Source organism: Citricoccus alkalitolerans, assembly GCF_039528175.1.
Lineage (GTDB): Bacteria > Actinomycetota > Actinomycetes > Actinomycetales > Micrococcaceae > Citricoccus > Citricoccus alkalitolerans.
Map to the genome: position 1 here is coordinate 493,873 of NZ_BAAALH010000001.1, position 13,660 is coordinate 507,532.

The 13,660-nt window shown below is 68.2% G+C and carries 11 protein-coding genes; 9 read left to right on the plus strand and 2 right to left on the minus strand.

Going from position 1 to position 13,660, the window contains the following annotated elements; translation table 11 throughout:
* Window positions 1-11: 11 nt before the first annotated feature.
* Window positions 12-3,821 (minus strand): multifunctional oxoglutarate decarboxylase/oxoglutarate dehydrogenase thiamine pyrophosphate-binding subunit/dihydrolipoyllysine-residue succinyltransferase subunit, encoded by a 3,810-nt coding sequence (locus ABD134_RS02220; protein WP_344226320.1) that lies wholly within the window; start codon window positions 3,819-3,821, stop codon window positions 12-14.
* Window positions 3,822-4,030: 209 nt separating this feature from the next.
* Here ABD134_RS02220 and guaB1 point away from each other — a divergent pair, with 209 nt between their 5' ends.
* From guaB1 to ABD134_RS02250, 6 genes are all read left to right on the plus strand, one after another.
* Window positions 4,031-5,494, plus strand: coding sequence for a GMP reductase (guaB1, locus tag ABD134_RS02225; RefSeq protein ID WP_344226322.1), 1,464 nt, complete (start codon window positions 4,031-4,033; stop codon window positions 5,492-5,494).
* Window positions 5,495-5,669: 175 nt separating this feature from the next.
* Window positions 5,670-7,025 carry a hemolysin family protein gene (locus ABD134_RS02230; RefSeq protein ID WP_344226324.1) on the plus strand — a complete coding sequence of 452 codons (1,356 nt, stop codon included), beginning with the start codon at window positions 5,670-5,672 and terminating at the stop codon, window positions 7,023-7,025.
* On the plus strand, window positions 7,022-8,101 hold the full coding sequence (locus ABD134_RS02235; protein ID WP_344226326.1) for a hemolysin family protein: 1,080 nt from the start codon (window positions 7,022-7,024) through the stop codon (window positions 8,099-8,101). The genes ABD134_RS02230 and ABD134_RS02235 overlap by 4 nt, the downstream gene beginning before the upstream one ends.
* A gap of 127 nt (window positions 8,102-8,228) precedes the next feature.
* Window positions 8,229-9,302: a metal ABC transporter substrate-binding protein gene (locus ABD134_RS02240; protein WP_344226328.1), complete on the plus strand. Its 1,074-nt coding sequence runs from the start codon at window positions 8,229-8,231 to the stop codon at window positions 9,300-9,302.
* Between the two features lie 5 nt (window positions 9,303-9,307).
* The gene (locus ABD134_RS02245) at window positions 9,308-10,213 is read left to right on the plus strand and encodes a metal ABC transporter permease (protein WP_344226330.1); all 906 of its coding nucleotides are present in this window, start codon (window positions 9,308-9,310) and stop codon (window positions 10,211-10,213) included.
* The gene (locus tag ABD134_RS02250) at window positions 10,210-11,019 is read left to right on the plus strand and encodes a metal ABC transporter ATP-binding protein (RefSeq protein WP_344226333.1); all 810 of its coding nucleotides are present in this window, start codon (window positions 10,210-10,212) and stop codon (window positions 11,017-11,019) included. Before ABD134_RS02245 ends, ABD134_RS02250 begins: the two co-directional genes overlap by 4 nt.
* On the opposite strand, the gene ABD134_RS02255 is transcribed toward ABD134_RS02250, so the two are convergent.
* A complete protein-coding gene (locus ABD134_RS02255; protein ID WP_344226335.1) occupies window positions 10,986-11,390 on the minus strand; it encodes a Fur family transcriptional regulator in 405 nt (134 codons plus the stop codon). The two genes, ABD134_RS02250 and ABD134_RS02255, sit on opposite strands and share 34 nt — an antisense overlap.
* Window positions 11,391-11,502: 112 nt before the next feature.
* On the opposite strand from ABD134_RS02255, the gene ABD134_RS02260 reads away from it, so the two are divergent.
* From ABD134_RS02260 to ABD134_RS02270, 3 genes are all read left to right on the plus strand, one after another.
* A complete protein-coding gene (locus tag ABD134_RS02260; RefSeq protein ID WP_344226337.1) occupies window positions 11,503-12,180 on the plus strand; it encodes an MBL fold metallo-hydrolase in 678 nt (225 codons plus the stop codon).
* Complete coding sequence (locus ABD134_RS02265; protein WP_344226339.1) at window positions 12,171-13,100, plus strand: sulfurtransferase; 930 nt, start codon at window positions 12,171-12,173, stop codon at window positions 13,098-13,100. The genes ABD134_RS02260 and ABD134_RS02265 overlap by 10 nt, the downstream gene beginning before the upstream one ends.
* A gap of 86 nt (window positions 13,101-13,186) precedes the next feature.
* Complete coding sequence (locus ABD134_RS02270; RefSeq protein WP_344226341.1) at window positions 13,187-13,615, plus strand: HIT family protein; 429 nt, start codon at window positions 13,187-13,189, stop codon at window positions 13,613-13,615.
* The last annotated feature ends 45 nt before the right edge of the window (window positions 13,616-13,660 follow it).

Here is a 13,660-nt window from a genome sequence, read left to right on the forward strand (position 1 = left end):
GGCGGCTACGCTCAGCGGCCGAAGGCCTGGTCCAGGAGGATGGAGGCCTCGTGGTCGTGGCGGACCTTGGAGCCGGCAGATGTGGAGGCCGAGGCCGGTCGGGACACCAGGGTGACCTTCCGGTCCAGCTCCGGCAGCAGGTTCAGGGCCATGAACGGCCATGGACCCTGGTTGGCGGGCTCGTCCTGGACCCAGGCCACCGTGGCATTGGGGTACTTGGCCAGCTCGGCCTGAATCTCCTCAGCCGGCAGCGGGTAGAGCTGTTCCACGCGGACGATCGCCGTCTTGGTGTCCCCGTCCTTCTGGCGCCGGGCCAGCAGGTCGTAGTACAGGCGGCCGGAGACCAACAGCACCTTCTCCACCGAGTTGCCGACCTCGTGGTCCGGGATCACCGCTTGGAAGCGGCCCTGGGTGAAGTCCTCCACCGTGGAGGTGGCGGCCTTCAGGCGCAGCAGCTGCTTGGGCGTGAACACGATCAGCGGACGGCGGGGACGCGCATAGGCCTGCTCGCGGAGTAGGTGGAAGTGGTTCGCACCGTTGGACGGGTTGGCCACGCGCATGTTGTCCTGGGCGCACATCTGCAGGAAGCGCTCGATCCGCGCGGACGAGTGATCCGGCCCCTGGCCCTCATAGCCGTGCGGGAGCAGCAGCACGAGCGAGGAGTTCTGGCCCCACTTCTGCTCCGAGGAGGAGAGGAACTCGTCGATCACGGTCTGGGCGCCGTTGACGAAGTCGCCGAACTGGGCCTCCCACAGCACGAGGGCGTCGGAACGCTCTACGGAGTACCCGTAGTCGAAGCCCATCGCGGCGTACTCGCTCAGGAGGGAGTCGTACGCCCAGAACTTGGCCTGGTCGCTGGACAGGTTCCTGATCGGCGTCCACTCGTCATCCGTCACGCGATCGTGGAAGACCGCGTGACGCTGCACGAAGGTGCCGCGGCGAGAGTCCTGGCCCGCCAGTCGCACCGGCACGCCCTCCATGAGCAGCGAGCCGAAGGCCGCGAGCTCGGCGAAGCCCCAGTCGATGTCCCCGTTGACGGCCATCTTGGCACGCTTCTCGAGCAAGGACTTGAGCTTCGGGTGGATGGTGAAGTCCTCGGGGATCTCCAGGTGCGCCTGACCGATCCGCTGCAGGGTCTCCTCGGTGATCTTGGTGCCGTCCGGCGCCTCGGGGGTGCGATCCTCATCGTCCGTGGTCTTCTCCAGGCCGGTGCCGATGACCGGGATGGGCGAGGTCTGAGCCTCATGGGTCTCCGCGAACACGCGCTCCAGGCGCTGCTGGTAGTCCTTCAGGGCCGAGTCCGCCTCGTCCTGGGTGATGTCACCGCGGCCGACCAGGTTCTCCACGTACAGCTTGCGCACCGAGCGCTTCTGCTCGATGAGGTTGTACATGCGCGGCTGGGTCATCGAGGGATCGTCACCCTCGTTGTGGCCGCGGCGGCGGTAGCAGATCATGTCGATGACGACATCCTTGTTGAACCGCTGCCGGTACTGGTAGGCCAGCTGGGCCACGCGGACCACGGACTCCGGGTCGTCGCCGTTGACGTGGAAGATCGGCGCCTGGATGGTCTTGGCCACGTCCGTGGCGTAGACCGAGGACCGGGCGGAAGACGGCGGGGTGGTGAAGCCGACCTGGTTGTTGACCACCACATGGATGGTGCCGCCAGTGCGGTAGCCGCGCAGCTGGGAGAGGTTCAGCGTCTCCGCCACCACGCCCTGGCCCGCGAACGCCGCGTCCCCGTGCACCAGGATCGGCAGCACGGAATAGGAGTTCACGGAGTCGCCCCCGCGGTCCAGGCGGTCCTGCTTGGCGCGCACCACACCCTCCAGGACCGGGTTCACGGCCTCGAGGTGGGAGGGGTTGGCGGCCAAGTAGACCTTGGTGCGGTTGCCGCGGTCCGAGATGAACGTGCCCTCGGTGCCGAGGTGGTACTTCACGTCACCGGAGCCCTCCACGGAACCCGGGACGGCGGTGCCCTCGAACTCGCGGAAGACCTGGGCGTAGGTCTTGCCCGCGATGTTGGTCAGGACGTTGAGGCGGCCGCGGTGCGCCATGCCGATCGCGACCTCGTCGAGGCCTTCATCGGCAGCGCCGGACATCACCCCGTCCAGCAGGGCGATCAGCGATTCACCGCCTTCCAGGGAGAAGCGCTTCTGGCCGACGAACTTGGTCTGCAGGAACGTCTCGAAGGCCTCGGCGGCGTTGAGGCGGCCGAGGATGCGCAGCTGCTCCTCACGCGTGGGCTTGGCATAGGGATGCTCCAGCTCGTCCTGGAACCACTTGCGCTCGGCAGGGTCCTGGATGTGCATGTACTCCACGCCGGTGTTGCGGCAGTAGGCATCCCGCAGCACACCGAGGATGCTGCGCAGCGGCAGCATGGGCTGGCCGCCGAAGCCGCCGGTGGGCCACTCGCGGTCCAGGTCCCACAGGGTCAGCCCGTGCTCCAGGATGTCCAGGTCCGGGTGCTTGCGCATCGTGTACTCGAGGGGGTCCACGTCCGCGATGAGGTGGCCACGCACGCGGTAGGAGTGGATCATCTGCTGGATCCGGGCGACCTTGTTGATCTGGTCTTCCGGGTTGACCTGCACGTCCGGCTTCCACTGCACCGGCTCGTAGGGGATCCGCAGTGACTCGAAGATCTCCTCGTAGAAGCCCTGCTCACCGAGCAGCAGGCCGTGGATGATCTTCAGGAACTCTCCGGAGGCCGCGCCCTGGATCACGCGGTGGTCATAGGTCGAGGTCAGCGTGATGGTCTTGGAGACGGCCAGGCGGTTCAGTGTCTTCTCGGAGGCCCCCTGGAACTCGGCCGGGTAGTTCAGGGCGCCGACGCCGATGATGGCGGCCTGGCCCTCGGACAGGCGCGGCACGGAATGCACGGTGCCGATGCCGCCGGGGTTGGTCAGTGAGACGGTGGTGCCGGCGTAGTCGTCCAGGCCCAGCTTGTTGTCCCGGGCGCGCTTGACCAGGTCCTCGTAGGCGCGCCAGAAGTCGATGAAGTTCATGGACTCGGCGCCCTTGACGTTCGGGACCACGAGGGTGCGCGAGCCGTCCTTCTGCGGGAGGTCGATGGCCAGGCCGAAGTTGATGTGAGCCGGTTCCACGATGGAGGGCTTGCCGTCCACTTCGCGGTACAGGACGTTCATGGCCGGATACTGGGCCAGCGCGCGGATCAGGGCGTAGCCGACCAGGTGCGTGAAGGAGACCTTGCCGCCGCGGCTGCGCTTGAGGTGGTTGTTGATGACCACGCGGTTGTCGATGAGCAGCTTGGCGGGGACATCGCGCACCGTGGTCGCAGTCGGCATGGACAGCGAGGCGTCCATGTTCTTCGCCACGGCCCGTGACATCCCGCGCAGGGGGGAGACCTTGTCCTCGGTGGACTCCTCGGCCCCCTTCTTCTTGGTCTTCTCCGGCTCGGACGGGACCGGGGCGGTGGCCGGGGCGCCGGACTTCTTCACGGCGGGGGATGCGGAGGCAGCGGACGGGGCGGCGGACTTCTTCGGGTCCTCGCCCTTCTTGGCCGGTGTGGCATTCGTAGTCGTCGCAGCCTTCTCGCCCGAGGCCTTCTGACCCGAACCGTTCGAATCGGCACGGTTTCCGACATCGACGACGGTGTCCTTCACGGCCTGTGAGGACGACCTGGCCGGTGCGGCGGATGGGGCGGCTGCGGACGCCGGAGTGTCCGCTTCCAGCCGTTCGAAGATCTGGACCCACTTGGCATCCACGGAGGATTTGTCCGCCTTGTACTTGTCGTAGATTTCCGCGACGAGCCATTCGTTTCCGGGAAATTCCGCGGAAAGCCGGTCGGACGTGAGTTCTGGCACGGTGGTAACGCCTCTTCCGTAAGTTTCTGTCTGGTTCACCGGCGGGTGCATCCCTGCTGCGCGCCCCGCTCCGGTCCGCTGTGTTGGCGCGCCTCCCCAAGCATAGTGATAGTTCGGCGTCAGGTTCCAACGCACGCCGGGTTTTTCTGCCAGCCAAAGGCGAACCAACCACAGGCCATCCGCGAATCGGTTCGTGGGAGCATGGAGCCATGGAATTCCTCACGACGCCGACCACCGATCTCACCTATGCGGATGTGTTCCTGGTTCCCTCGAAATCCGAGGTCACGAGCCGGATGGACGTGGACATCTCCGCGGACGACACCACCGGGGCGACCATCCCGCTGGTGTCCGCCAACATGACCGCCGTGACCGGCCGCCGCATGGTGGAGACGATGGCCCGGCGCGGTGGATTGGGCATCCTGCCGCAGGATGTGCCCCTGGACGTCATCGAGCAGGTGGCGGGCTGGGTGAAGCGCCGTCACCCCGTCTTCGAGACGCCGCTGCGGGTCCGGCCCACCGACACCGTGCTGGACGTGCTGCACCTGCTGGGCAAACGCAACCACTCCGCGGTCTGCGTGGTCGGGGGCGGGACGGGCGAGGACGGGACAGGCGAGGAGGAGGTCTTCGCGGGCATCGTCCGCCGTGAGGACTGCGAGGGCGTGGACCGCTTCTCCTCGGTGGCCTCGGTGCTCCGTCCGCCGGCGCTGACCTTCGAAGCCGGCACCTTCCCTTCCCTGCAGGAGGCCTTCGGCCAGTTGGACGCGGCCGGCGTGGCGTACGCCCCGGTCCTGGACGGCACGGCGCTGGTGGGCGTGATGACACCCTCGGGTGCCCTGCGCTCGGGGATGTTCGCCCCCGCACTGGACCGGAACGGGTCGCTGGGTCTCGGCGCCGCCGTCGGGATCAACGGAGACGTAGCGGGACGGGCCTCCGCTCTGGTGGAGTACGGCGTGGACGTGCTCGTGCTGGACACCGCGCACGGTCACCAGCAGAAGATGCTGGACGCCCTGGCAGCGGTGAGATCTCTGGACCTGCCGGTGCCCGTGGTGGCCGGCAACGTGGTCTCGGCCGGTGGCGTGCGTGAACTCGTGGCCGCTGGCGCGGACATCATCAAGGTCGGCGTGGGGCCGGGTGCCATGTGCACCACCCGGATGATGACCGCCGTGGGGCGGCCCCAGTTCTCCGCGGTCCTGGACTCTGCCGCGGCCGCCCGGGACCTGGGCAAGCACGTCTGGGCCGACGGCGGCGTCCGCTACCCGCGTGACGTCGCCCTGGCACTGGCCGCGGGGGCCAGTCAAGTGATGATCGGCTCCTGGTTCGCGGGTACCGTCGAGTCCCCGGGGGACCTGGTGACCGACGCCGACGGTCGGCACTACAAGGAGAGCTTCGGCATGGCCTCGGCGCGCGCCGTACAGAACCGCACCAAGGCGGAGGACGCCTATTCGCGGGCCCGCAAAGCGATGTTTGAAGAGGGCATCTCCACCTCGCGGATGTACCTGGACCCGGAGCGGCCCTCCGTGGAGGACCTGCTGGACATGATCACGGCCGGGGTGCGCTCCTCCATGAGCTACGCCGGCGCGGTCGACCTGGCCCAGTTCCGTGAACGGGCCGTCGTCGGGGTGCAGTCCGCGGCCGGCTATGAGGAGGGGCGGCCGGTCCGGCAGTCCTGGTGAGACCCGGCGGGAAGTGTTCCGTATACTGGGAGCACTATGGACAGACACCGATCTGGTGCCACCGCCCGCCGCCGAGGATCCCTTCAGGATTCGTCCGTGGCCGGAACGGAGCCCTCTAGTTCGTGCCCCCTGAACGCCCCGGCCGCTGACGGTCCCGCGGGGGGTGGGTGCTGACGTGGAATGGCTCCTGCTCGCCTTGGGCCTTCTGCTGGTCTTCGGTACCGGCTTCTTCGTGGCCGTGGAGTTCTCGATGATCGCGCTGGACGTCCCCACGGTCCAGCGACTGGCGGACGAGGGCGACCGCGGCGCAGTTCCGCTGCTGAAGTGCCTGAAGTCGCTCTCGACCCAGCTCTCGGCGTGCCAGCTCGGCATCACGCTGACGACCCTGCTGACGGGCTACCTGATGGAACCGTCTCTCGGTGCCCTGCTGGCGGGGCCGATGGCGTCCCTCGGGCTGAACGAGGCCACCGCCTCGACCGTCTCGATCGTGGTGGCCATGGGAGCCGCCACACTCGCCTCGATGCTCATCGGCGAGCTGATCCCGAAGAATCTCTCGATCGCCCGGTCCATGCAGGTCGGCCGCGCCCTGGCACGGCCCATGCTGGCGTTCTCGCTGGTCTTCCGGCCGGTGATCTTCATCCTGAACGGCTTCTCCAACCGGGTGCTGCACCTTTTCGGCATGGAGGCCAAGGAGGAGATCTCCGGTTCGCGCACCCCGGAGGAGCTCTCCTCCCTGATCCGCCGGTCCGCCGAGATGGGCACCCTGGACGAGAAGACCGCCGTGTTCGTGGACCGCACCCTGCGATTCTCCGATCGAACCGCGGCCGACGTGATGACCCCGCGCATCAGGATGGAGTCGGTAGAGGTCGACGAGCCGCTTGACGCCGTCATCGAGACCGCCCGCCGCACGGGCTACTCCCGGTTCCCGGTCATCGGTGACTCCCCGGACGACGTCCGTGGGGTGCTCCACGTCAAAAAGGCCGTGGCGGTGCCCCGCGCCAAGCGCCAGGAATTGGTGGCCGCGACCATCATGACCGACGTCGGCCGCGTGCCGGAGACCGTCCACCTGGACCAGCTGTTGACCGAGTTGCGCTCCTCCAGCCTCCAGGTCGCCATGGTCGTGGACGAGTACGGCGGCACCGCCGGCATGGTCACCCTCGAGGACCTCGTGGAGGAGATCGTCGGGGAGGTCTCCGACGAGCACGACCGGGTCACACCGGGCGTGCTCCAGACCGCCTCCGGCAAGTGGTACTTTCCGGCCTTGATGCGCCCAGACGAGGTCGGTGCGCAGATCCCGGCCCTGAAGGTCCCCGAAGACGGTTCCTATGACACGGTCGGCGGCTACATCATGGCCGTGCTCGGCCGGGTGGCCGAAGCCGGGGACACCGTGGCGGCCGACGGCGGCACCCTGGTGGTGGAGCGGATGGACGGGCGCCGGGTGGACCGGGTCAAGTTCGTTCCGAGCACCCCGAACCTCGCGGCCGCCGGTTCGGCCGGATCAGTCGGTCAGCGGAAGGCGGTCCATCGATGAACGCGCTCAGCAACGACATCATGGGCATCGTGTGGTTGGTCGTCCTGCTGATCGCCAATGCCTTCTTCGTGGCCGGCGAGTTCGCCGTCATGGGTGCCCGCCGGAGCCAGATCGAACCCAAGGCCGATGCCGGCTCGGGCCGGGCCCGGACAGCCCTGTTCGCCATGGAGCACGTCAGCCAGATGCTCGCCGTATGCCAGCTCGGCATCACGGTCTGCTCGCTGCTGATCCTCAACGTGTCCGAACCGGCAATCCACCACCTGCTCGTGATCCCACTGGAGGGCATGGGCATCCCGACGGCGGCCGCGGGCGTCACGGCCTTCGTCATCGCCCTGCTGGTGGTCACCTTCCTCCACGTCACCTTCGGCGAGATGGTCCCGAAGAACGCCGCTGTCTCCATGGCCGACAAGGCGGTCATGCTCCTGGCCACCCCGCTGGTCTGGCTCAACAAGGTCCTGCACCCGGTGATCGTGGCCCTGAACTGGACTGCCAACATCGTGCTGCGGGCCCTGAAGGTCGAGCCGCAGGACGAGGTGAACTCGACCTACACCCTCGAGGAGGTCCAGTCGATCGTGGCCGAGTCCACCAGGACCGGCCTCGTGGACGACGGCTCCGGACTGATCTCCGGTGCCCTGGAATTCTCCGACTACACGGCGGAGGCCGTCATGGTACCGGTCGCTGACGTGGTCTCCCTGCCGGCCGACGTCGCACCCAAGGCCTTCGAGACGGCGGTGGGGCGCACCGGGTTCTCCCGCTTCGTGCTGGTAGACGGCGATGGCTCCTATACCGGGTACCTGCATCTCAAGGACGTCATGACCGTTCCAGGGGAGCGGTACCGGGAGCCCGTGCCGGTGACCAAGGTCCGTTCCATGGCCAATGTGTCCGTCACGGACGAGATCGAGGACGCCCTGAGCCTCATGCAGCGCACCGGATCCCACGTGGCCCGGGTCATCTCGGCCGAGGGGGAGACCGTCGGGGTGCTGTTCCTCGAGGACGTGCTCGAAGTGCTGGTGGGGGAGATCCATGATGCGACCCAGTCCAACAACCCCCTGAGGCTGCAGGCACCGGGGCGGTAGCGGGGCTGGGCAAGCCAGGGCGGAGCGCGGCCAGCGGTACGACCGCAGCACGGATTATTGGCAACGGTTCGCAGCATGCTAAATTGACAACCGTTCTCAATAGATCTCATCGCCCGGAAGGCAACCCATGCACGAGACCCCGTCGCCCGCCACCCGATCCGCCCCGGAGCGGTCGGGCAGAAGACGGCCGGACATGGCGCGGCGGGGAGTCCTGTCCCTGACCGGACTCGCCCTGGCCGGCACCGTCCTGGCCGGATGTGCGGGTGGGGACTCCGGGGCAGAGGGTACGGCGGGAGAGTCCGCGCCCGTGGCCGTTGCCACCACCACTCAGCTCGGCAGTGTCCTGGACGACATCACCTCCTGCGCCGGAGCCACCTCGTCCACGGTGATGGGCCCCGGTGACGATCCCCACGACTTCTCGCCCTCGTCACGGCAGATCGCCGAGATGACAGGCGTGGACCTGGTCGTCACCAACGGCCTCGGCCTCGAGGCCGGGATGCAGACGGCGCTGGACAATGCCGCGGCGGACGGAGCCCACCTGGTCGCGGTGGCCCCCGCAGTGGACCCGCTGCCGTTCGCGGAGCACGATGGGCATGAGGGCGGTTCCCATGAGGGCCACTCCCATGAGGGCGGTTCCCATGAGGGCGGTTCCCATGAGGGCCACTCCCATGAGGGCGAGGACCCGCACTTCTGGATGGATGTCTCCCGCATGGGCGAAGCGGCCGAGCTGATCGGAACCGAGCTCGCCGAGGTGACCGGAGACGGACAGTACGCGGACTGCGGTACCCAGACGGCCGAGGAACTGGCCGCGGTGGACGCCGAGGTGCGCCAGATCCTGGAGACCATCCCCGAGGACCGCCGCACCCTGGTGACCGACCACGCCGCCTACAACTACTTCGCCGAGGCCTACGCGCTCGACATCGCCGGCGTGGTCATCCCCGGGGGTTCCACGGACGTCGAACCGTCCTCCGGCGAACTGGCCGGACTGGTGACCCAGATGAACCAGGAGGGTGCGGATGCCCTCGTCACCAGTGCTGGGTCCGGCAACAAGCTCATGGGCGCACTCTCCGCCGAGACCGGGGGAGAGGTCCCGGTCGTGGAACTCTACGAGGGAGGAATCGGCCCGGAGGGTTCCGGCGCCGAGACCTATGCTGACGCGATGGTGCTCAACGCCCGCACCCTCGCCGAGGCCCTACAGTGAGTGATGTGCTGTCCTCGTTCTCCATGTTCTCCGTGGATTGGCTGATCGAGCCCTTCGCCCTGGGTTTCCAGCAGCGCGCCCTGGTCGGCGGCCTCGTGGCTGCGGTGATGTGCTCCGTGGTAGGCGTGTGGCTGGTGTTGCGCGGTATGAGTTTTTTCGGTGACGCGTTCGTCCACGGAGTGATCCCCGGCATTGCCGCCGCCGTGCTCTTCGGGTTCTCGCCCTACCTGGGCGCCGCCATCGCCGCGGCCGCCATGGTGGGAGGGATGCAGCTGATCTACCGCACCACCACACTCAAGGAGGACACCTCCATCGGCCTGCTGTTCGTGGGCATGATGGCCCTCGGCGTGGTCCTGATCTCGAAGTCCGAGTCCTACACGGGCTCGTTGACGGCCATCCTCTTCGGCGACGCCCTCGGTGTCAGTTGGGAGGACATCCGCACGCAGACGGTGATGGCCGTGGTGGTCATCGTCTTCGCCGTGCTGCTGTACCGGCCCCTGATGTCCCTCTCGTTCTCCCCGGCCAAGGCCCAGTCGCTGGGGATGCACCCGAAGCTCACGCACGGGCTGTTGCTCGTCCTCATCGCCACGGCCGTCATCGGCAGCTTCCAGGCCGTGGGGACGCTGCTGGTGTTCGGCCTGCTCGTCGGGCCACCGGCCACCGCGGCCCTCGTCTCCCGTACAGTGCCGGTGATGATCACCTGGTCCGTGGCCATCGCGGTGGTGTCGGTCTGGTGCGGGCTGACCCTGAGCTACTACTGGGGCACAGCCGGCTCGGCGACCATGGCGCTGGTGCCGATCGTGCTGTTCTTCCTCGTCCTGGCCGTCCGGGAGGCGGTCCGACGGGTGCGACGGCGGGGACGCCCGGCGCATCCGATGAACCACGGGATCAACGACGCGGTGAGCGCATGAGCTGCGCCCTCGTCGAGGCACGTGACCTCGTCCTCTCCCATGGTCATCAGGTCGCCCTGCACTCCTCTTCGTTCCGGATCCCGCTGGGCGGGGTCACCGCTGTCATCGGACCCAACGGCTCCGGAAAATCGACTCTCCTGCAGGCGATCGCGGGGGTGCTGGAGCCGGCGTCGGGCACCTTGACGGTGCTGGGCGGCTCGGTCCGGGACAACAGGCAGCGCATCTCCTATGTCATGCAGTCCGTGGTCTACCCGGTGGGCACGCCGATGACCGTGCGGGATGTGGTCCGGATGGGTCGCTATCCGGCCGCGGGGTGGCTGCGGCCGTTCACGAAGGCCGACCGTGCGGCGGTGCGGGACGCCCTGGAGCAGATGAAGGTCGAGGATCTGGCAGGCCGCCACCTGGACGAGCTGTCCGGCGGTCAACGGCAGCGCGTGTATGTGGCCCAAGGCCTGGCCCAGGGGCACGAGGTGCTCATGCTGGACGAGCCGATGACCGGACTCGACATCACCTCGGCCCGGACGATCGACCGGATCATCCACGCCGAGACCACTCACGGACACTCGGTGGTCCTCACCACGCATGACCTGGACGAGGCACGCGCCGCAGACCACGTCATCCTCGTGCATGGCCGGGTGGTGGCCTCCGGCCGCCCTGAGGAGGTCATGACGCGATCGAATCTGGAAGCCGTCTACGGTCTGGGCTCCCTGCACGGCTCCGCGGACGGCGACGCCCCGGTTCTCGTGGACCCGGACTGCACGCCGGAAGAGGTTCAGGAACGGGAGCAGTCGGGGCAGATCCCGTAGATCTCCACCGTGTGCTCCACCTCGGTGAACTCGTGCTCGGACGCTATCCGGGCGGCCCACTGCTCCACGGCGGGGGCCTCGATCTCCACCGCGCGGCCGCAGCGGCGGCAGACCAGGTGGTGGTGGTGGGTCTGGGCCACGCAACGGCGGAACAGCGATTCGCCGTCGTCCGGGTTCAACACGTCAACCAACCCGTCCTGCTGTTGTTGCTGCAGGACGCGGTACACGGTGGCCAGGGAGACCTGCTCGCCGCGCTCCTTGAGAACGGCGAAGAGGTCCTGGGCGCTGACGAAGTCGGTGAGCTCGTCCAGGGCCCGGTTCACGGCGGTCTTCTGCCGGGTGGAGCGGCTTTTCACAGGTCCGGCATTCATCCAGGTAAGGCTACCAGCGTGCAGGTCTCGCGTGGCGAGGGAGCCGGACCAGGGGAGGCCGGCAGGGAATTCGTGCCTGACGTGGAGCACCTTCCTCCGTTAGGGTGGAGCAGTGCCTAGCCAGATAGTCCTCACCAAGTACGGCCATGCGTGCATCCGGCTCGAGAGGGACGGGCGTCGCCTCGTCCTGGATCCCGGGAATTTCACCGATGTCCCGGTGGCCCTCGACGGCGCCGAACACATCCTCGTCACGCACGAGCACGCCGACCACCTCGACGACGGCCCGGTCCTTGAGTACCTGGCCGCACATTCGGACGTGACGGTGCGGGCACCCGTCGCTGCGGTGGCACGACTGACCGCGGCGGCGCCGTCCGCCGGCGTGGACCCGAACCGGATCATCCCCACGGGGCCTGGGGAGGAATTCGAGACGGCCGGGTTCGCGGTGCAGACCGTCGGAGGCCAGCACGCTGTGATCCATCCGCAGATCCCCGTGGTGGCCAATACGGGTTATCTGATCGACGGCCTCGTCTACCACCCGGGGGACAGCTACATCGTGCCTCCGGGTCCTGCCCCGGACACCCTGTTGGTACCGCTGAGCGCCCCGTGGAGCAAGCTGTCCGAGATGGTGGACTTCATCACCGCCGTCCGTCCCCGCCAGGCCATCCCGGTGCACGACGGGCTGCTCAACGAGCGAGGGCTGCCGATGTACCGCAGGCAGGCCACCACCTTCGCCGACCGCTATGGCACGGAACTGACGGTCCTGGAGGAGGGGGAGAGCACGTGGATCTAGCGTCCCAGCCCCCCGTCCTCGTCGACGTGCGGGTCCTGGCCTCCTGGCAGGGCCGTGACAGCCTGGCGCCTGCCGACCTGCCTGCCGATCGGCCGCCCGGCTTCGTGGGGCGGGAGCCCGCTCCGACGGAGGAGACCCTCAAGATCCTGGATGTGCGGTGGACGCCGCTGGGCTCCGGCAACGGTCATGAGGAGTACCTCCGAGGCCACATCCCCGGGGCGGTCTACGTCAGCATGGGCAGCCAGTTGGCCGGCCACTACGGACCGCAGGAGGGCCGCCATCCGCTGCCCGATCCGTCCCGCTTCGGGGACACCGTCCGCATGCTCGGCCTCAACGACGGCGACACCGTGGTGGTCTACGACGACACCCACGGCACCTCTGCGGCCCGCGCCTGGTGGCTGTTGCGGCACGCAGGGGTGGAGAAGGCCTACCTCCTCGACGGCGGGCTGGCGGCCTGGCGAACGGCGAACCTGCCGCTGCAGGCCGGAGACGTCATCCCCCGGCCCGGGCGCGTCCGGACCACATGGGGCCAGATGCCGGTGCTGACCATGGACGATGTCGCCGTGCTACCCGAGGACGGGGTGTTGTTGGACGCCCGTGCTGTGGAGCGCTACCGCGGCGAGGCCGAGCCGTTGGACCCCCAGGCCGGCCATATCCCCGGGGCGCTCAGCGCCCCGACCGCTGACAACGTGGACGAGACCGGGCACTTCCGGCCTGCCTGCGAGCTCGCCGAACGGTTCCGGGCGCTGGGCGTGGACGACGCCGGCATCGTGGGCGCCTACTGCGGGTCCGGCGTGAGCGCGGCCCACCAGATCGCGGCACTGCATATCGCCGGGGTCCCCGCCGCCCTGTACCCAGGATCCTGGTCGGCCTGGTCCAATACCCCGGGACGGCCCGTGGCCACCGGGGACAGGCCATGACGCCGGCCCCGCGTGGACCGATGCCGGTCCCCCGGGGGAAGATCGAAGCAGTAGTGAGCACCAGTCCCGTACCAGGAGGCCACACCATGAGCACCGTCTTCACCCGCATCATCAACGGAGAACTGCCCGGCCGGTTCGTCTGGAAGGACGAGACATGCGTGGCGTTCCTCTCGATCGGACCCCTGACCCAGGGCCACACCCTTGTGGTGCCGCGTGCTGAGATCGACCTCTGGACCGACGCCGAACCGGAGCTGGTCTCCCACCTGATGACCGTCGCGCAGGCCATCGGACAGGTCCAGGTCCAGGCCTTCAACGCCCACCGGGCCGGACTCATGGTGGCCGGCTACGAGATCCCGCACCTGCACGTGCACGTCTGGCCGTCGAACTCCCTCGATGACTTCGACCTGGACCAGGTGGACAACAACCCCGAGCCCGAGCACCTCGACGAGGCTGCCGAACGGATCCGGGCCGGGCTGCGGGTGGCCGGCCACACGGAGCACGTACCCGAGGACTGACTCGATCCCGGACCAGCCGAGCCAAGTCCGGAGCAGCTGGCCCTG

Coding starts and splice junctions, on each gene's coding strand:
- guaB1 (WP_344226322.1), top strand. CDS start 4,031: ATGGAATTCCTCACGACGCCGACCACCGATCTCACCTATGCGGATGTG.
- ABD134_RS02235 (WP_344226326.1), top strand. CDS start 7,022: ATGAACGCGCTCAGCAACGACATCATGGGCATCGTGTGGTTGGTCGTC.
- ABD134_RS02240 (WP_344226328.1), top strand. CDS start 8,229: ATGCACGAGACCCCGTCGCCCGCCACCCGATCCGCCCCGGAGCGGTCG.
- ABD134_RS02250 (WP_344226333.1), top strand. CDS start 10,210: ATGAGCTGCGCCCTCGTCGAGGCACGTGACCTCGTCCTCTCCCATGGT.
- ABD134_RS02255 (WP_344226335.1), bottom strand. CDS start 11,390: ATGAATGCCGGACCTGTGAAAAGCCGCTCCACCCGGCAGAAGACCGCC.
- ABD134_RS02270 (WP_344226341.1), top strand. CDS start 13,187: ATGAGCACCGTCTTCACCCGCATCATCAACGGAGAACTGCCCGGCCGG.